General features: G+C 61.9%; 17 protein-coding genes. 16 read left to right on the forward strand and 1 reads right to left on the reverse strand.

Annotated features, from left to right (window positions below; all coding sequences use genetic code 11):
* Positions 1 to 69: 69 nt before the first annotated feature.
* The 9 genes from U5A65_RS05185 to U5A65_RS05225 all read left to right on the forward strand — a co-directional run bounded on the left by U5A65_RS05185 (position 70) and on the right by U5A65_RS05225 (position 9,383).
* On the forward strand, positions 70 to 1,887 hold the full coding sequence (locus U5A65_RS05185; protein ID WP_415764178.1) for a S10 family serine carboxypeptidase-like protein: 1,818 nt from the start codon (positions 70 to 72) through the stop codon (positions 1,885 to 1,887).
* A gap of 124 nt (positions 1,888 to 2,011) precedes the next feature.
* On the forward strand, positions 2,012 to 2,371 hold the full coding sequence (locus U5A65_RS05190) for a 2-oxoglutarate dehydrogenase (RefSeq protein WP_415764309.1): 360 nt from the start codon (positions 2,012 to 2,014) through the stop codon (positions 2,369 to 2,371).
* Complete coding sequence (locus U5A65_RS05195) at positions 2,368 to 3,027, forward strand: hypothetical protein (protein ID WP_321945659.1); 660 nt, start codon at positions 2,368 to 2,370, stop codon at positions 3,025 to 3,027. The genes U5A65_RS05190 and U5A65_RS05195 overlap by 4 nt, the downstream gene beginning before the upstream one ends.
* A gap of 213 nt (positions 3,028 to 3,240) precedes the next feature.
* Positions 3,241 to 3,810: a hypothetical protein gene (locus U5A65_RS05200; protein ID WP_321911308.1), complete on the forward strand. Its 570-nt coding sequence runs from the start codon at positions 3,241 to 3,243 to the stop codon at positions 3,808 to 3,810.
* A 261-nt stretch (positions 3,811 to 4,071) separates the two neighbouring features.
* On the forward strand, positions 4,072 to 4,305 hold the full coding sequence (locus tag U5A65_RS05205; RefSeq protein WP_321911304.1) for a hypothetical protein: 234 nt from the start codon (positions 4,072 to 4,074) through the stop codon (positions 4,303 to 4,305).
* Positions 4,306 to 4,432: 127 nt separating this feature from the next.
* Positions 4,433 to 5,500, forward strand: coding sequence for a LacI family DNA-binding transcriptional regulator (locus U5A65_RS05210; RefSeq protein ID WP_321911303.1), 1,068 nt, complete (start codon positions 4,433 to 4,435; stop codon positions 5,498 to 5,500).
* Positions 5,501 to 5,571: 71 nt separating this feature from the next.
* Positions 5,572 to 6,546, forward strand: a complete 975-nt coding sequence (locus tag U5A65_RS05215; RefSeq protein ID WP_321911302.1) for a substrate-binding domain-containing protein — start codon at positions 5,572 to 5,574, stop codon at positions 6,544 to 6,546.
* Positions 6,547 to 8,073 (forward strand): sugar ABC transporter ATP-binding protein, encoded by a 1,527-nt coding sequence (locus U5A65_RS05220; protein ID WP_321945660.1) that lies wholly within the window; start codon positions 6,547 to 6,549, stop codon positions 8,071 to 8,073.
* 35 nt (positions 8,074 to 8,108) lie between these two features.
* Entirely contained in the window at positions 8,109 to 9,383 is a 1,275-nt protein-coding gene (locus U5A65_RS05225) for an ABC transporter permease (RefSeq protein ID WP_321945661.1), read from the forward strand.
* A 67-nt stretch (positions 9,384 to 9,450) separates the two neighbouring features.
* Here U5A65_RS05225 and U5A65_RS05230 read toward each other — a convergent pair whose 3' ends face one another.
* The gene (locus U5A65_RS05230; RefSeq protein WP_321945662.1) at positions 9,451 to 9,744 is read right to left on the reverse strand and encodes a BON domain-containing protein; all 294 of its coding nucleotides are present in this window, start codon (positions 9,742 to 9,744) and stop codon (positions 9,451 to 9,453) included.
* Between the two features lie 825 nt (positions 9,745 to 10,569).
* Here U5A65_RS05230 and U5A65_RS05235 point away from each other — a divergent pair.
* The 7 genes from U5A65_RS05235 (at position 10,570) to U5A65_RS05265 (ending at position 19,053) form a co-directional block, all read left to right on the forward strand.
* A complete protein-coding gene (locus tag U5A65_RS05235) occupies positions 10,570 to 11,721 on the forward strand; it encodes a porin (protein WP_321911294.1) in 1,152 nt (383 codons plus the stop codon).
* A gap of 215 nt (positions 11,722 to 11,936) precedes the next feature.
* Positions 11,937 to 13,028, forward strand: coding sequence for a LacI family DNA-binding transcriptional regulator (locus tag U5A65_RS05240; protein WP_321945663.1), 1,092 nt, complete (start codon positions 11,937 to 11,939; stop codon positions 13,026 to 13,028).
* Between the two features lie 186 nt (positions 13,029 to 13,214).
* Complete coding sequence (locus tag U5A65_RS05245) at positions 13,215 to 14,462, forward strand: ABC transporter substrate-binding protein (protein ID WP_321911290.1); 1,248 nt, start codon at positions 13,215 to 13,217, stop codon at positions 14,460 to 14,462.
* Between the two features lie 104 nt (positions 14,463 to 14,566).
* On the forward strand, positions 14,567 to 15,592 hold the full coding sequence (locus tag U5A65_RS05250; RefSeq protein ID WP_321911288.1) for a sugar ABC transporter permease: 1,026 nt from the start codon (positions 14,567 to 14,569) through the stop codon (positions 15,590 to 15,592).
* Positions 15,589 to 16,419: a carbohydrate ABC transporter permease gene (locus U5A65_RS05255; RefSeq protein WP_321911287.1), complete on the forward strand. Its 831-nt coding sequence runs from the start codon at positions 15,589 to 15,591 to the stop codon at positions 16,417 to 16,419. The genes U5A65_RS05250 and U5A65_RS05255 overlap by 4 nt, the downstream gene beginning before the upstream one ends.
* A 67-nt stretch (positions 16,420 to 16,486) precedes the next feature.
* Positions 16,487 to 17,824, forward strand: a complete 1,338-nt coding sequence (locus U5A65_RS05260) for a GH1 family beta-glucosidase (protein WP_321945664.1) — start codon at positions 16,487 to 16,489, stop codon at positions 17,822 to 17,824.
* Between the two features lie 98 nt (positions 17,825 to 17,922).
* A complete protein-coding gene (locus U5A65_RS05265; RefSeq protein WP_321911282.1) occupies positions 17,923 to 19,053 on the forward strand; it encodes a sn-glycerol-3-phosphate ABC transporter ATP-binding protein UgpC in 1,131 nt (376 codons plus the stop codon).
* Positions 19,054 to 19,086 lie beyond the last annotated feature (33 nt).

Below are 19,086 nucleotides of genomic sequence, written 5' to 3' on the forward strand. Positions count from 1 at the left end.
TTCAAGGCCTCATTTCCGGCGAGTGCGGCCCCCGCGTAGTGTGACGTCATCATTCGAAGGGGTATAACAATGCATCCGGAGAGTACATCCAGCGTGGGTTGTAGCCGTAGTCGGAACCCGTTGCGTCATACGGGCGCAATCGCGATAGGCGTGCTGATGCTTGCGGGTTGCGGCGGTGGGGACGGCAGTCCGTCTTCGTCTGCCGCAACTGCGATGAACCAGGTTGCGGCAAGCGCGAAGGCCGCTGCGCAAACACCGAATTCATCAAACCAGCCTTACACGGACCCGATTGCCTATTCGCCGAACGCCACCGATGGTCTTGCGGTGTCGCAGGTCGCAGAAAAGGCCGCGGTCATGCATTACCAGTGGACCTCGGGCAAAACGACCATCAACTACACGACGACAACCGGCCATTTGACCGCTTCCGATTCAAGCGGAAATCCGGAAGCGACGATGTCGTATGTTGCCTATACCGCGCCGAGCACGAACGGTTCGCCGCGGCCGGTCACGTTCATCTATAACGGTGGCCCGGGCTCGTCGTCGATCTGGCTGCGTCTCGGCTCGTTTGCGCCCACGCGTGTCGCTACTCCCGATCCGCTGCTCACCAACTGGCCGAACTTTCCGCTCGTCAACAATGCAGAGAGTCTGATCGACACCACGGACATGGTGTTCATCGACCCGCCGGGCACGGGGCTTTCCGAGGCCATCCTGCCGAACACGAACCAGAAGTTCTGGGGCTGCGATTCAGACGTGGACGTGATGCGCGATTTCATCAAGCGCTATCTGGCGGTGAACAATCGCGGCAGCTCGCCGATTTATCTGTACGGCGAATCGTATGGCACGCCGCGCACCGACATGCTTGCGCTCGCGCTCGAAGCGGCGGGCGTGCAACTGACCGGCATCGTGCTGCAGTCGTCCATCCTCAACTACTTTGCCGATGCGATCGAGGCGACGGCGATCACGGAATCAACCGCAGGCTTGCAGCTCGACACCGATACGCTCGCGGGCTATTACCCGGGCTATGCCGAGGTGGCCGCCTACTTCAATCTGGTTTCGCCGCCAATGATCGATCAAGGTCTCTTTGCGCTGCAGTCGGAGATCTTCGCGACAGGCCAGTACCAGCATTTCCGGAAATACGCGCAATCGTGGGTGCTGAGTCAACTCGGCATTCCCGACGCGCTAGGCAAGCCGGTCTTTCCGCCCGAGAAAACGCTGGATTCGTGGCGCTGGCCTTCGAGTCTCACCTTGCAGGCGCTTAATGGCTACTTCAACGTGAATCCCTTCAGTAACGAACTGATCCCGGGCACCACGATCGGTCGTTACGACGGGCGCGTGTCGTTGCCCAATTCGGATCCGCGCCTGCAGAGCGACGGCGACCCATCGGACATCCTCATCTCGCAGCCGTTCACGACAGCGCTGGCCACGCAGATGCCGGATTATCTCGGCTACAAGGCGCCGCGTGCGACGTATATGCCGCTGAACGACAATATCATCGAGGTCTGGGACTTCTCGCACGACGGCCAGCCGCTGCCCGATACGCTGCCCGACCTGCTCGGCGCGATCCAGCTCAATCCGAAACTCAAGGTGCTGGCGGAGAACGGCTATCACGATCTCGCCACGCCGTTCTTCAACACCGAAAAGCAGCTTGCGCGCCTGCAAACGGTGGCCGGTTTGAACCCGAATCTGCAGGTGAACTTCTTCCAGGGCGGTCATATGATTTATCTGGACGACGTTGCGCGCCCGAAAATGAAGGCCGACCTCGTGAGCTACTATGGTGGTCAACCCATACCATTGGCGCTTTCGCTCTGGACGCTTCCGCAGCCGTGGCCCGACGAGAGTCCGGCGGGCACGCCGACTTCAACGGCAGTCGCAGCAGCGGGTCAATAACGTTACAGGCCGGGGCTTGCGTCGCGCATCGATATTCGTGATTCGATTGCGGGCCTCGGTCCTTACTCATTGAAGGCGAGCGATCATGTCTATATTCAACAAGCTGTGGTGCATTACGCCGCTCATGGCGTGCGCGGTTGGCGTGGTCACACTGGCCAACGCTCAGGCCGCAACGCAGGCCGTGGCGCCCGTTCAACTCCCGAAGGGCGGCCACGGTGTGGACGGCCCATTTTTCCCGTCGAACCGGCCAGTGCCGCTCACGCCCTCCACGGGTACGCAATTGCAGCAGCAGGCGCAACAGCGCGTGGCGGCGCGACTGGGCGCGAATTCCGCATTGAGCAACGGTGCATCGATCACGAAAGCTCAGGCGCAAAGCAGTGGGCTCGGGTATATCGCGCAGCATTTCGATCAGATCGATACGGCGCATACGGGCCGTGTGTCGATGAGCGACGTGCAGCAATATCTGCAGAAGCAGGGCCAATGAGGCCACGTGCGCGTCGCGCCGCGGCGATCGGCGTCGTGTGCGTGCTGGGGGCGGGGCCGCTCGCCCCGTCCAGTTTCGCGCTCGACACCGCTGCCGTTGTGCTGCCTCAGGATGCGCCCCACTACAAAGTGGGAGACAACTGGACCTTCGAGCGGTCCGACCCGCTGTCCGGCAAGAGTCGAACCTTCACGCAAACCGTGACGTCCGTCCACGCAGACGGCAGCGCGTCGCTGCTGATCGGGCCAGGCGGCGCACGTCTGGAACTCACCTCCGAAGCCAACGTCATTCCCAATGGCGCCGACGCGCGCGCGTGCGGGATTGTCCTGCATTTTCCGCTGCGCGCCGGCGAGCGCTACGAGGCGGACTGCGTGGCCACTGCCCCTTCCGGCATGAGGGTGCAGCGCCGTGCCCAATGTGAAGTGGACGGCGTGGAGACGGTCAAGACGAAGGCGGGCGCTTTCTCCGCGATCAAGATCACGATGAGCGGTGTCTGGCAGCCGCAGTATGGTGCGGGCGGCGGCCCGATGGAGGAAACGCTCTGGTATGCGCCGAGCGTCAAGCGTGTGGTGCGTGAAGCGTTTCAAGGCCGTTTGGCCGGCAGGGGCGCGCCCGCGACGAACGAGATCGAACTGGTGCAATACGCGGTGAAGCCCTAATACCGTTGCACCGTACTCCTGTCATTTGTCCGCGCACGAAATCTCCCTCTCGCTCGATCTCTCCATCAATTGATGGAGGCGCGAGCGTGCACGGTTCCATAGGCTTAGGAAGCGCAGCGCGCACCGGCACTTGCCGGGGCCTTTGCTAACGAGTGGGTTGGCCCGCTGCGCGTTATGGAGCCCGGCGCCTGACACGGTGACAAGGAGATGACCATGAAGATCAAGCATTCACGAATTATGCCGGTAGCAGCCTTCGCACTTCTCTCGCTCAGCAGCGTCGCGCAGGCCGGAGGCCTGTGCTCGCGTGCAATGCTAAGTGGACCTTACGGATTTCACGGCCATGGCGAAATTCTCGGCTTGCTGGACGGCAATAACAAGCTGCACCCATTTTCCTCACCGTCTACGCTCGATGATGTTGCCATCGTGACGTTCGACGGTTCAGGTAAATTCACGCGCACCGACTTCGGCATGATCAATGGGTTGCCCAAAGGCGGGCAGACTACGTTCAATCCGTACCAGAGCGGCACCTACACGGTGAATTCCGATTGCACAGGCACGATGAAAGTGGTTTACGGCAGTGGCGGCCCTGTACCGGCAGGCGTGGAAACCGACCTGCAAATCGTGATTTCCGACGACGGCACGCTCATCGAATCCGTTGTCAATAAAGCATACTCGCCGTCGTCCGGTCCCGCCGCCGACGGCACGACGTGTCCGCCGAATTGCGATCAAGGTGTGCAAGAGCAATTCGAGGGGAAGAAAGTTCTCGTTTACGGATTCCGCTAAGCGCATCACACGTTTTCGAAAAGGCCACGTTGCACGTATTGGCGTTGTGCAGCGTGTGCCTTTCAAAATCGCGATTATTCGTTTTTCCCAATCCTGTATAGATGGCGAATTTCAGACGTGGAATTGCGTGCTGAATAAGCGCCAAAGTGTTCGCGCCGAATTAGCTCTGCATTTCCGGCGCATGCACATCTGCGCACGGCCGCGGCAGGGCCGATGGTACGCTTGGGCTTCTCAATGTCACGTGGCAGGAGATTGCCGATCATGAAGCGTTTGTGCTGCGCAGCGTTCATCGCGTTCCTGCTTGCCGGTTGTGCTTCATCGCCGCCGCCCGCTGCCGACACGGACACCTACATGCTGCACACGCCCGATTCCGCGAAGCCCGGCGCGCCCGGCTCGAAGCCGCCGAGACTCACCGTGGGCGTAAGCGACCCCGACACGCAACTGATTCTTCCGTGGTTCCTCAACGACATCATCAACTTCGTGAATTACCGCTAGTTGTTGCTCTTTCTTCCGCGCCCCGGTAAACCCTCCCTTGAAGCCTGAAAATCCATTTCCTACTCTATGAAACGTTTCAGTTCAGACGGATAGCAACAGGCGGACCACTTCGGGCGGACAGACCAGCATGGACGACCGCAAGAAAAGTGCCAGTACACTCAAGGACGTTGCGAACGCGGCGGGTGTTTCGCTGGGCACGGCATCGAAGGTACTCGCAGGGGCCGCGAATGTGAGCGAAGCGCGGCAGCGGCAGGTTTGGGAGGCCGCCCGCAAGCTCGGCTACCGCCGCAACAGCCTGGCCGCCGAATTGCGCAGTTGCCGCTCCACGTCCATTGGGTTTGTCGTGCCCGACCTGACCAATTCGTTCTTCATCGAGCTGGTCTGCGCACTCGAAGATCACGCACTCGAATCCGGCTACCGGCTGATCCTCGCGCACGCGCAGGAGGACCCGGAACGCGAAGCGGAGCGCATCCGCTTCGTCCTTTCGCGCCAGGTGGCGGGCATGATCATCATTCCATGCCACGGTTACGAGCACGCGATCAGCGAACTGCGCGAATGCGACGTGCCGCTCGTGATGGCCGATCGCGTGGACAGCAGCTTTCCCGCCAATACCGTCACGACCGACAGCCATCGCGCGGCCATGGACGGCACCGGGCATCTCATCGCGCTCGGTCACCGCCGCATCACGTTCATCGTCAATGCGCTCGACCTCGTGAACAGCCGCGAGCGCGCCCAGGGCTATCAGGACGCGATGCGGCGCGCCGGGCTCGCACAATACGCCAACGTCGTGGTGTGCGGCATGAGCGATACCGAAAGCCATGCGACGACGCTCGGCGTGATCGCCGCGCGCGCGCGTCCCACAGCGCTTTTCACTGGCGCCAACGTCGCGACGCTCGGCGCGCTGCGGGCGATACGCGACGCGGGCTTGCGCCTGCCCGACGACATCTCGCTGCTTTCATTCGACGACGCGCCGTGGATGTCGGTGCTGCGTCCCGGCATCAGTTCCATTCGCCAACCCGCCGAGGCGATCGCCCGCGGCATCTGGCACCTCCTGCACAAACAACTGCAGGGCGAGAACCCGGAGATCGTGCATTTGCGCATGCGCGCCGACCTTCGCGTGCGTGAGAGCACGGGCCCGATGCGGTATGACGAATGGGGCGAAGCGGCGAGCGTGTCCGCCGCGCCGCCGCTATAACGTTTTATTTTCGTAGCACCCGAGGCAGGCCGTACGCGCCGCCCGGTTCAGACAACAAAGGAGACAGGGCAATGGACAGTCAACGACGCATTCTGATTGCGGGTCTGGTCGCCGTACCGCTTGCCGGTGCAGCGGGCCTTCTCGGGACGCTCAGCGCGCCCGCGTTCGGGCAGCAGAAGAAGTATCGCTTCGGCTTCTCGCAGGTGACCACGGTCGAGCCTTGGCGTGTGCAGTTCAACAAGGACATGAAAGCCGAGGCCGCGAAGCATCCACAGGTCGATCTGATCATTGCCGATGCAGGCGATCGCACCGACAAGCAGAATGCCGACATGGAGAATTTCATCGCCCAGAAGATGGATGCGATCTTCATTTCGCCCAAGGAGTCGGCGGGGCTGACCGGCGTGGTGGAAAAAGCCTATAAAGCAGGGATTCCCGTGTTCGTGCTCGATCGCGAGGTGAACGGCGAATCCTTTACGCAGTTCATTGGCGGCGACAACGTGCAGATCGGCCGCGAAGCCGGCTCGTTCATCGTCAAGCTGATGGGCGGGCCGGGACACGCACAGGGCAATCTCGTGGAAGTGTGGGGCGGCTTCGGCGCGCAGCCCGCGCACGATCGCCACGACGGCGCGGTGAGCGTGACCGGCAAAGAGCCCGGCATCAAGCTCGTGGGCGAGCGCGTGGACTGCGACTGGAAGCAGGACAAGGCCTACGAGTACATGAAGACGGTGTTGCGCGTGAATCCGAAGATCGATGTTGTCTACGGGCACAACGATCCGATGGCCTACGGTGCCTATCTTGCGGCCAAGGATGCCGGGCGCGACAAGAGCATCAAGTTCGTGGGCATCGACGGCTTGCCGCAGGAGGGCGCCACCTGGGTGGCGCAAGGGCTGCTTGCCGGCACGTTCATGTACCCCACGCCCGGCGCCGAAGGCATACGCCAGGCGCTCAAGCTGCTTGGTGGCGAAAAGATCCCGAAGAAGGTCACCTTGCCGACGCAGGGCATTTTTGCCGACAACGCCAAGGCGTATATTGCTAGCCACTCCTGAATGAATGCCACTGCCACTGCCAACGCTGCGCTGATCGAAGCGATAGGCCTGTCGATATCGTTCAACGGCAGCGCTGTGTTGTCGAGCGTCGACTTCGATGTCGTGGCGGGCGAGGTGCATGCGCTCGTCGGCGAGAACGGCGCGGGCAAATCGAGCCTCATGAAGATGCTGGGCGGGCTCTATACGCCGGACAGCGGCACCATACGCGTACAAGGCGTGCCTACACGCCTTGCGAGCGTGAACGACGCGATCGATGCCGGAATCGCGATCATTCATCAGGAGCTGAATCTCGTCGATACGCTTTCGGCTGTCGACAATATTTTTCTTGGCAAGGAACCGCGCACGCGCTGGGGCTTTCCGGACCGGCGCGCCATGCGCGCGGCTGCGCGCGACGTACTGGGTCAACTGGGCTTTCGCGCGAGCCCCGACACGCTGGTCGGCGCGCTGCGGGTGGGCGAAAAGCAACTGGTGGAAATCGCCAAGTCGCTTCTGGCCGAAGCGCGGGTGCTGATCATGGACGAGCCGACCTCGGCGCTCTCCGACGCGGAGACACACGCGCTCCTCACACTCACGCGGCAACTGCGCGAGCGCGGTATGGGCATCGTGCTGATCAGCCACCGGCTGGGGGAAGTCTTCGCCGTGGCCGACCGCGTGACCGTGCTGCGCGACGGCCGGCGCATCTCGACGCTGCCGGTCGCGCAGGTGGAGTCCTCGACGGCGCTCGTTTCGATGATGATCGGCAAGGACTTCGCGCCGCCCGAGCGCGGCGCGGACGAGGCGCCGCGCGCTCGCGCCACGAGTGTGGAGGTGCGCGATCTTTCGCTGTGGGGGCCCGCGCGCGCGATGGTGCGCGATGTTTCGTTTTCGGTGCGCGAGGGCGAAGTGTTCGGCCTCTCGGGTTTGCTCGGCGCGGGCAAGACCGAAGTGCTCGAAGCCATCTACGGGATCTCGGCCTACCGGCAGGAGGGCGCCATTGCCATCGCGGGGCGGCGCCAGTCATTCAGGTCTCCAGACGAAGCTGCACAATCGGGTCTTGCGTTCGTGACCGAAGACCGAAAGAAGGATGGACTCGTGCTCGACCAGTCGCTCGAAGCGAATCTCGTGCTGCCGTCGTTGCCGCGTGTGCCCGGCTTTCCGTTCTACAGGCGGCGCAGGCTGTGCAACTGGGCCGCCGAACAGGCTCGCGCGTCGCGGGTCAAGCATCGCAGCCTCGCGCAGAGCGCCAATAGCCTTTCGGGCGGCAATCAGCAAAAGCTCATCATCGGCAAGTGGCTGATGACGAAGCCGCGCATCCTGCTGCTCGACGAGCCGACACGCGGCGTGGACGTCGCCGCCAAAGCGGAGATTTACCGGCAGATACTCGACGCGGCGCGCTCGGGCGTGACCGTGCTGATCGCGAGTTCGGAAATCGACGAATTGACCTTGCTGTGCGACCGCATTCTCGTGCTGTGCGAAGGGCGTGCCAAGCAGATCGTGCCGCGCAGCGATTTTTCCGGCGACCTGCTGATCGATCTCGCTTCGCCCTGAATTGCGCCTGAATTGCTCCTGACTGGAGGCTGACCATGCAGCACGTGCAGGACCATGTCACCGAGCCGGATGCGCCAACGCGCAGGCGTCAACTGAGCACGCTCATGACGCACCTGAAGTACTACCTGGGGCTGATCTTGCTGCTCGTGGTGGGCGCATTCACCTCGCCTCACTCGAGCGATGGCAGCAACATCTTTCTTTCCAGCGCGAACATCTCCGATGTGTTTCGCGAGGTCGCGAACGTCGGCGTGATGTCGATCGGCATGACGCTCGTGATCATCACCGCGGGCATCGACCTTTCCGTCGGGGCGATCATGGGACTCGGCAGCGTGCTGACCGCGATGCTCCTCACCACGCAAGGATGGAGCCGCGCGACTTACGCGTCGCTCGTGCTCAACGCCATTGCCGTGTTTTCGATCGTATGGATCGTGCTGGGTGCATGGCGCAGGCGGCAACGCGTAGCAGGCGCGCATACCGGAGCCGCACGCGCGGTGCGCGGCGGCGTTGCGCTGCTGTGCGCGGCGCTGGCGTGCCTGTATATCGCGTTGCACGCGGCGCACCGCATGCCGCTTGCAGGCGTGCTCTGGATCGTGCCGCTTGCGGGCTTCACGGTGGGCAGCATCAACGGATGGATCATCACGCGCGGGCGCATGCAGCCGTTCATCGTCACGCTGGCGGCCATGGTCGGCGTACTTGGGGCCGCGCGGCTGATCGCCGGACAGGACACTGCCGTTTATTCGATTTACAGCGGAACGAATGCCACGGCGGATATCGAGAACCTGCGAGCGCTGCTGTTTAATCTGATTCCGGTACCGGCGCTTTTCTTTCTCGTGATCGCGTTGGTTTTCGGTTTCGTGATGAATCGCACCGTGTTCGGAAAATATCTGTACGCAATCGGCGGAAACGAAAAATGCGCCGTGGTTTCAGGGCTCGATGTCAAGCGCTACAAGATGATGGCCTACGCCATTTCCGGCCTGCTCTCGGCGCTGGTTGGCGTGCTCTATGCGGCGCAGTACCGTCAGGGGAAGGCCGATGCCGGGACCGGCTGGGAACTCGATGCGATTGCGGCCGTGGTGATTGGCGGGACGAGTCTTTCCGGCGGCGTTGGACGCATATCGGGCACGGTGGCCGGCGTGCTCATATTCGGCTTTCTTGGCAATATTCTGTTGCTCAACGATATCGACAGCAATACCCAGCTGGTCCTCAAAGGCCTGATCATCGTGATTGCCGTGTTTCTGCAGCAGACCGACTATGGGCGCGGCGGCTGGTTCAAGCGGATCAAACGCGGTGTTACGCGGCACGATCAATAAATAAAACGCCGTGCGCGGACGATACGGCTCGCGTCAGCGCGCGGCGTTCCATTCACTCTCACCGGCTTCAGCGTCCGCGCGCAAGCCAACTGTCCACCGATTGCACACCGGGGACGGCCGCCGCAGTGCGTTCGGCCAGCGCGACCTGTTCGTGTTCCGGCACAAATCCGAGCAGCGTGACCGTATTGCCTCTGGCAAAAACAAATACATGAGAATTGCTCACGCCGTTGCGCGCGAGACTGACCCGGACGTCGTGTGCGAGTTGCGGGTTGCTTGCTCCGGAATCGGCTTGAGCCTGAACGGCTGGCACGATGGCGCTGGAAATCAGTAATGCGAGCGTGGAAGTGATGATGGCTTTCACGATACCTCCTTGCAGTGTGGCAGAAGTGCCGGTCAATTCCGGCAGCAAGCCTTCCGGCCCGCTTCAACGCAGGGCCGCGGAAGTCAGAGGGCAAGCCGCCTCGCGCAGCACGGTGGAAGCCGCAACGGCGCGTCGAGGGCCTTGCCCGGCGAAAGTGACGCTGGTGCGTGCTGGTGCATTGCGTTCGGACGGGACGTCGCGCGCGCGACGTGGCGGGGAACAGCGGGAGTCGAGGCGCAGGGTGTTGCGTGGCGCGATCGTGTGAAACCGGAAAGCCCGCGGGATTCATACGCAGTCCCGCGCTGAGCGTGCTTACCGGCGAATCTCAACTCGTTGCCCGGCAGGGTATACCTTGATCATAGTCGCTATCGCCCACGCGTGCTGGTGACAGCGCTGTCAACCCCCAACCGGAAAGCTGAAGGCGCAACGGGCAAGAATTTTCGTTTCGTCGTTGCAACTTCACAACATCGAAGCGCGGCGTTTGAAAGCGCTGTCAAGCGCAATTTGGCCGCTGTAGCACGGGTGTTCGGAACATTTCCCACGCCGCGCATATTTTCCCTCACGACCACAAACGGATTTGGGAGGCTTGTGACCATAACGGAATGGTCATAAAGCAGGGGCCTACTCCGGGACCTGGCGGCGTGCAACTGTTATCGGTAACAGCGTTTTCCCTAACCTGCCGGTTCGATACACGGAGCAGGGGCGTCCCTATAATCGCCTCGAAATGTGATTCGGGACATTTCAGTGAGGCAGCCTGGTAGGTAACGTGTAGAGCGCACGCGACCTGCGCGGTTTGGAGACGCCAAAATATATATAGGATACCTAATGAAAAAGAAGCTTATTGCTTTGTCGGTGATGGCAGCTGCAACGACGATGGCGCACGCGCAGAGCAGCGTCACCCTGTATGGCCGTATCGACAACGGCGTGCAGTATGAGACCGGCCTGCCGGGCGGTAACAAGTTCTCGGCGCAGAGCGGCGACTGGGGTTGCTCCTGGTTCGGCCTGCTCGGTTCGGAAGATCTCGGCGGCGGCACGAAGACGGTCTTCCAGCTGGAAGGCCAGCTCAATACGATGACGGGCGCTTCGGCGGGCAACCTGTTTGGCCGTCATGCCACGGTGGGCTTGACCAACGACCGCTTCGGTCTGTTCAAGATCGGTAACCTCGGCGCCGGCGAACTCTCGCAGGACAGCTGGGGCGCTGACCCGCAGTTGATGCAGCGTTACGCCATCTCGACGCTGGTGCGCGGTCGTAACTGGGCGAGCACGAGCAACGGCGCGGAATATGACTCGCCTACGCTGTTCGGCGGCCTCGTGTTCAAGGGCCAGTATTCGCTGACCAACAACACGAGCTGGAACTCGGCGCCTGTCAACGCGCAAGGTGTGCCGACCGGCCAGGGCCGTACGAACGCGGTTGAAGGCATCTACACGTGGGGCAGCGGCGACTTCCGCGTGATCTATGACGAAGTCCGCGGTGCAAACGGCTCGTTCAACAACGTGTATTCGGCTTCGCGCTCGATTCTCGTTGGCGGCACGTATGTGCTTGGTCCTGTCAAGCTGTATGCGGGCTACCAGCACTTGAGCGCACCGGACGCCACCGACGCAAGCATGGGCGTGACCGGCACGCAGCCGGCTGGCGTGAGCGCACCGACGGCGGTGAATCACGAGTGGATCGGCGCTGGCTGGCAGGTGAACGACGCTTCGGCGATCACGGCTGCCGTGTTCCACGCGAACGCGAACAACGGCAACGGCAACGCCACGCTGTTCACGCTCGGCACGACGTACAACCTGTCGAAGCGCACGTTCCTGTACGCGGAAGCCGGCTACGTGCACAACAGCTCGACGTCGAACATCAACCTCGGCAACGGTCCGTACGGCAACAACAACTTCGACGCGGCGACGGGCACGTCGTCGAACGACAACCCGAACTACGGTCACAGCCAGACCGGTGTGTTCGCGGGCATCATGCACATGTTCTGATTTGAGTTTGTTTGACCTGTAGTTGTTGTGATCTCTTTGTGTCAGGTATTGCTTAATTCTCTCTCTAGAGAGGCCGGTGCGATCTCTCCTCCACCCTGGTCGCACCGGCTGCTTTTTCTGTGGTTTGTCGTTTCACTTAGTCAATTCGAATTCGTATCGGGAATCGCTTTTTCAGTATTTGAAAGCGCTTTCATGGAAATGTTCAGGCGGAGCTCATGACCGACGGCACCAACGAAACACCCGGCGCGCCCAGTGTCCCTGGTGGTCCAACTTCGGGCCCGAACGTGACGCTGGAAGAAATTGCGCGCGCAGCCGGCGTGTCTCCGAGCACGGTGTCGCGCATCCTGAACGGTACCGCACGCGTGCTTCCCGAAAAGCAGCGAGCCGTGGAAGAGGCCATCGCGCGGTTCAACTATCGGCCAAACGTGCTGGCGCGCAGTCTTGCGAGCGGCCGGACCGAAACCATCGGCGTATTGACGCAGGCCGTGTCGAGTCCGTTCTACGCCGAGTGGCTGCGCGGAATTGAAGAGGCGCTTGCCGAACCGGGCTTCACGCCGATTTTCGTGAGCAGCCGCTGGAATGTCGTCGACGAAAAGGCGCGCCTCGAAGAATTCATCGCGCGCCGCGTGGACGGCATCATTCTGCTGCACGCACAACTCGACGAGCCAACGCTCACCGAATATTCGCGCTACGCACCCATGCTCGTGCTGGGGCGCTCGGTGCAAAACGGCCTGGCGCTGGCAGGCCTGCCGATCGACAACCTGCAGGGCGCGCGCGACGCGACGCGGCATTTGATCGAGCAGGGCCACCGCGAAATCGCATTCATTGCCGGCCCGAGCAATCACGAGGACGCGATCGAGCGTCTCGACGGCTACCGCAGCGCGCTGGAAGAAGCGGGCATCGGTTTCGACGCCGATCTGGTCGAGCAGGGCGATTACCTCGAAACCGGCGGTGTCGCGGCGATGGAGCGGCTGCTGACGCGCCGGCCTTCGCTGAGTGCGGTGTTCTGTGCGAACGACCAGACCGCGTATGGCGCGCGTCTGACGATGTTTCGCCGCGGCGTGCGCGTGCCCGAGGACGTATCGCTGGTCGGCTTCGACGATTTGCCGACCTCCTCATATATGACGCCGCCTTTGACGACGGTCAGGCAGCCGACCTATGAAATCGGCCGGCTCGCGGCGCAAGGCATCGTGCAGATGATCCGCAAGCAGCCGGTGGCACTGAGCCCGATTCCGCTCACGCTGGTCACGCGCGAAACGACGCGTCGGATCGGACCTTCGTTGAGCGGGGGAGATGCACGTGCGTGAAGGCTGTGCCCACGTGTGAGTCCTTGGTGGGCCGTTTTTTTAGTTTTGCCGTGAAAGCGCTTTCAAACATCAGAGCGCGGCAAGCATGTCGTTAAGCATGACGAATCAATACAACAGGGGAAGTAGTTCGTAGCAGCAGGGGAGCATTTGAACGTCACTCACAAACGTTTCATCAGGAGACATGTAATGAATTTCCGTTTTTCAGGCACTGCCGCCGCCGTTTTGCTGAGCCTCGCTACCGTGGCCGCGCATGCCAACACCACGCTGACTGTCGCGGTGTTTCCGAAGCTCGACCAGGAAATCAAGGACGCGATTCCTGCGTGGAAGAAACTGCATCCGGACGTCGACATCAAGGTGTCGTCGCTCGCGATCGGCGACCACCACAACGCCATGACAACCGCGCTTGCGACCAGCTCGGACCTGCCCGACGTGATGGCCGTGGAAGTCGGCTTCATCGGCCGGTTCGCTGCGGGCGGCGGTCTCGAAGATCTGGCCAAGCCGCCTTATAGCGCGGGCCAGTACAAGAGCCAGTTCATCAACTACACGTTCGCGCAGGCCACCACGCAGGACGGCCAGATTGTCGGCATGCCGGGCGATATCGGCCCGGGCACGCTGTTCTACCGCAAGGACATTCTCGACAAGGCGGGTGTGACCGAAGCCGACCTGACGAAGTCGTGGGACTCGTATCTCGCGGCCGGCCAGAAGATCAAGAAGGCGACGGGCGCGTACCTGATGGCGTCGTCGCGCGATATCGAAGACATCTATATTCGCGCCGACCTGAAGGAAGGCGACGGCGTGTACTTCGACAAGGCCGGCAATCCGGTCGTGACGTCGCCGCGTTTCGTGAAGGCGTTCGAGCTTGCGAAGAAGGCGCGCGATCTCGGCCTCGACGCGAAGATCACGCCGTGGTCGAACGAATGGGCCGAAAGCTTCAAGCGCGGCACGGTGGCGACGCAAATGATGGGCGCATGGCTTGGCGGCCACCTCTCGTCGTGGATCGCACCGGACACGAAGGGTCTCTGGCGCGCGACGAATCTGCCTGGCGGCGCTTATGCATCATTTGGCGGCACGTTCTGGTCGATCCCGGTGAAGGCCACGCAAAAGCAACTGTCGTGGGAATTCATCAAGTTCCTGACGACGCGCACGGACGAGCAGCTCGCTTCGTTCCGCTCGATCGACGCCTTTCCGGCGCTGCTTTCCGCTCAGCACGACGACTTCTTCGCGCAGCCCGTGGCGTTCCTCGGCAACGAGCAAGCTCGCCTGATCTGGCGTGATGCCGCCGCGCATATCCCGGCGATCCAGCGCAGCAAGTATGACCAGGTTGCCGAAGAGGCGGTCCACTCGGCGCTCGACAAAGTGGTCGACAGCAACGAGGACATCCACCAGGCACTGCAGGAAGCACAGGCTGATATCACGCATCGTGTCCGCCGTTAAGCGGTTTTGATTAAACGGCGCGGCGCTACACCGCGCTCTGAAGCCCGCTGCAACAGCGTGGCCGCCCACCTGGGCCGGCCACGCCCGAATGGACGGAACTATTGATGAACTCTCCTCTGCCCACAACTGAACAGGTTTCCCGCGAAGGGCTCGCGCGCGACACGCTCGCGCCGCTCACCCACGCTCGCGCAAAGCTGCGGCTCAATCCGGTCAAGATTGCGCCGTACCTGTTTCTCGCGCCGTTTTTCGTGCTGTTTGCGGTGTTCCTGGCCTTTCCGCTGCTGTTTTCGCTGTATCTCTCGTTCCAGAGCTGGGACGCGACGGCGGGACTGGCGAGCATGAAGTGGGTGGGCCTGTCGAACTTCACGTTCACGCTGACTGACCCGTGGTACTGGAAATCGCTCTACAACACGGCCTCGATGGCGGTCATGTCCGGCGCGCCGCAGCACCTCATTGCGCTGCCGCTGGCGTTCTTTCTGCAAACCGCGTTCCGCCGCTGGCGCAATTTCGTGGTTGGGCTGTACTTTCTGCCCTTCATCACGTCGAGCGTGGCGATCGCGCTGATTTTCTCGTCGCTGTATTCGACCGACTTCGGCATGATCAACCTCGCCATTGCCGAAATCGGCAAGATCCCGGGGCTGCACTGGATCGTGCCTTCGAAACCGATCGAGTGGCTGTACAACCCGGCCAATGTGAAACCGGCGGTCTCCGTTGTCGTGTTCTGGCGCTATGTGGGCTGGAATACGGTGCTGTATCTGTCTGCACTGCAGACCATTCCGAAGGACATTTACGAAGCGGCGCGCATTGACGGCGCGAACGGCTGGCAACAGTTCACGCGCATCACGATCCCGCTTCTGAAGCCGATGATTTTCTTTGCGGTCACGCTTTCGATCATCGGCGGGCTGCAACTGTTCGAAGAGCCGTTCATCCTGCTCCCGAATGACGGCATGGGGACGAGCCAGTCCGGCCTGACCACGGCGGTCTACATGTATCGCACGGCATTCCACGACGGCGACTTCGGCACGGCCAGTTCGATTGCGTGGCTGCTCTTTATCACGATCTCCGCGCTGATGTGGCTCAACACGCGCATTTTCCACCGCAGCGGCATGAAAGAGGAGGCACAGCGATGAAACTGTCCAACAACAAGGCACGTTACACCGGTTATGCCGTCGTGCTGGCGGGCGCGGTGCTGATGTTCTCGCCGTTCTGGTTCATGTTCGTCTTCGCCACGCACACGAGCTCCGAGATTTTCTCGATGCCGCCGCCGCTCTGGTTCGGCAATGCGTTTCTCGACAACATGGCCTCGCTCATGCGGCACATTCCGTTCTGGCGCAATCTGGGCTGGAGCTTCTACACGGCCACGATTCAGACCTTGCTGACGTTGCTCGTCACGTCGATGGCCGGTTACGCGTTCGCGATGTACGAGTTCCGCTTCAAGAAGACGCTCTTTGCCGTTGCGCTCACGGCCATGCTGGTGCCGCCGTTTCTCAGCATGATTCCGACCTTCATGACGATGAACCTGCTCGGCTGGATCAATCAGCCGCGCGCGCTGTATGTGCCAGGCGCTGCCGCCGCGCTCGGCGTGTTCCTCATGCGCCAGTACATCGCGTCGGCGATTCCGTCCGACCTGATCGAGGCGGCGCGCATCGACGGCTGCGGCGAGTTCCGCATTTACTGGAGCATCGTGCTGCCGCTGCTCGGGCCCGCACTGGGCACGCTCGGGCTCATCAGCTTCATTCAGGCGTGGAATAACTTTCTCTCGGCACTGGTCGTGCTGCGTTCGCCTTCGATGTACACGCTGCCCCTCGCGCTGCGCATTCTGCAAAGCCCGACCAACTCGGACTGGGGCGCGGTCATGGCGGGGTCCGCGGTGGCGGTGGTGCCGTTGCTCGTGCTGTTCGCCTTCACCTCGCGGCGTTTGATCGACGGTTTGACGACCGGCGCGGTCAAAGCCTGAGTTTCACACTTTCATTTCAAGCAAGTTCGCCGAAAAGCGAACACGACTAATCAGGATAACTATCGTTATGTCGACGTTTCGATTCAAGGAAGACTTCGTTTGGGGCGTGGCCACCAGCTCGTATCAGATCGAAGGCGCAGCGCGTGAAGACGGCCGTGGCGAGTCGATCTGGGACACGTTCTGCCGCGTGCCCGGCAAGGTCGTGAAAGGCGAAAGCGGCGACGTGGCCTGCGATCACTACCATCGTTTCGAAGAAGACCTCGATCTGATGGCGCAAATGGGCGTCAATGCTTACCGTTTTTCGATTGCATGGCCGCGTGTGCAGCCGGACGGCCGCGGCGCGTACAACGACAAGGGCCTCGCGTTCTACGAGCGTCTGGTCGACGGTTTGCTCGAGCGCGGAATTCAACCGTTCGCCACGCTCTATCATTGGGACTTGCCGCAAGCGCTGCAGACGGCGCAGAACGGCTGGGAAAGCCGCGACACGGCGTATCGTTTTGCCGACTACGCACGCAAGATCGGCAGCGTGCTGGGCGACCGGGTTGCTTCGATCGCCACGCACAACGAGCCGTGGTGTACCGCATGGCTCGGCAATGCAACGGGCTACTTCGCACCGGGCAACGCCGACCTGAAGAAAGCGGCTCACGTGGCGCATCATCTGCTGCTTTCGCACGGCCTGGCGGTTCAGGCCATGCGTGCCGACGGCGTGAAGGCGCCGCTTGGCATCGTGCTCAACCAGTCGCCGGCACACGGCGCGACCGACGCGCCAGAAGATATTGCCGCCGCATCACTCGAATACGCGAAGTTCGTGCGCTGGTACATGGACCCGATCTTCAAGGGCGAATATCCGGCCGAAGCGTTGAACTGGTATGGCGCAAACGGCCCGCAGGAGGTCATTCGCGAAGGCGATTTCGACATCATCGGCGCGCCGCTCGACTTCCTCGGCATCAACTATTACACGCGTATTTTCGCGAGCGCTTCGGGCGACAAGCGTCCGCCGGGCGTGCACGGTTTCACGGACATGGACTGGGAAGTCTATCCGGAAGGTCTGACCGAGCTGCTCACGAAGCTCAATGCCGAGTACAAGCTGCCGCCGATTTTCATCACCGAGAACGGCTGCGCGGCGAAAGACGTGCTCGAAAACGGCCGCGTTCAGGACACCGAGCGCATCCGTTTCCTCGATCTGCACCTGGCTGCGCTGTCCGATGCCGCGCAACAAGGCGTGGACGTGGCCGGCTATTTCGCATGGAGCATGCTGGACAACTTCGAATGGGCGTGCGGCTACGACAAGCGCTTCGGCATGGTGTATGTCGACTACGAGACCCAGAAGCGCACGTTGAAGGACAGCGCGCACTGGTATAGCGAGGCCATCGCGGAGCATGCGGCCGCCGAGGCAGCCCGCTAACGCGGGCCCAGAGAACAGCACCGTAACCCGCGCGACAGAGGACGAGACGCCGATATCGCGCGGGACGGCAAGGCAAGAGCACTAAGGAGGACGTAACAATGGGCGAACTCGTATTGCGCAACGTCGTGAAGACGTACGGTGAAGGTCCGCAGATCATTCAGGGCATCGATCTGCATATTCCGGACGGGCAGTTCACGGTATTCGTCGGACCTTCGGGTTGCGGGAAGTCGACCATGCTGCGCATGATCGCCGGGCTCGAGGAAGTGAGCGGCGGCGACATTCTGATCGACGGCGTGCGTGTGAACGATCTGCAGCCGGTGGACCGCGGCGTGTCGATGGTGTTTCAGAGCTATGCGCTCTATCCGCATATGACGGTGGCGGAGAACATGGGATTTTCGCTCAAGCTCTCGGGCAAATCGAAGCGCGAAGTGCGCGAAGTCGTGGGCCGTGCCGCGGAAATCCTGCAGATCACGCACCTGCTCGATCGCAAGCCCAAGGCGCTCTCGGGCGGCCAGCGGCAGCGCGTTGCGATTGGCCGCGCGATCGTGCGCAAGCCGCGCGTGTTTCTGTTCGACGAACCGCTGTCGAATCTCGATGCGGCGCTGCGCGTGCAGATGCGCATCGAACTGGCGAAGCTGCACCGTGAGTTGGGCACGACGATGATCTACGTGACGCACGATCAGGTCGAGGCGATGACGCTCGGCGAGCAGATCGTGGTGTTCAACAAGGGCAACATCGAACAGACGGGCGCGCCGCTCGATCTGTATGACCGGCCCGCGAACCGCTTTGTCGGCGGCTTTATCGGCTCGCCGCAAATGAACATGCTGAACGCCACGGTGGTGTCGCAAAACGGCGTGCAAACCGTCCTCGCGCTCGCGGGTGCGAGCCATCGCATCGCGCTGTCGGGTCGGCCGGACCGTGCGCTCAATGGCGAATTGACCTTGGGCGTGCGTGCCGAACACCTGAGCATCGGCCTCGCGGACGAAGGCATCGCCGCCCGCGTCGAGCTGGTCGAGCATCTGGGCGACGTGTCGATCCTGCACGCGCGTCTGGACGGCATGGCGCACGCCATTGCGCTCAAGCTCGACAAGAAGGACGCGCAGTACGAGCCGGGCGCCCGCGTGGGCATCAAGGTGGCGTCGTCCGCGGTCACGCTGTTCGACGCGAGCGGCGCGGCGGTGGCGTTCGAGCGCCCCGAAGTGGGAGAGAACGTTCAAGCCGTCGTTTGATGTGCGCGATGGCGAACGCGATGGAGACGAGTG

It is taken from the genome of Paraburkholderia sp. J10-1 (assembly GCF_905220165.1).
In the GTDB taxonomy this organism is placed as follows: domain Bacteria; phylum Pseudomonadota; class Gammaproteobacteria; order Burkholderiales; family Burkholderiaceae; genus Paraburkholderia.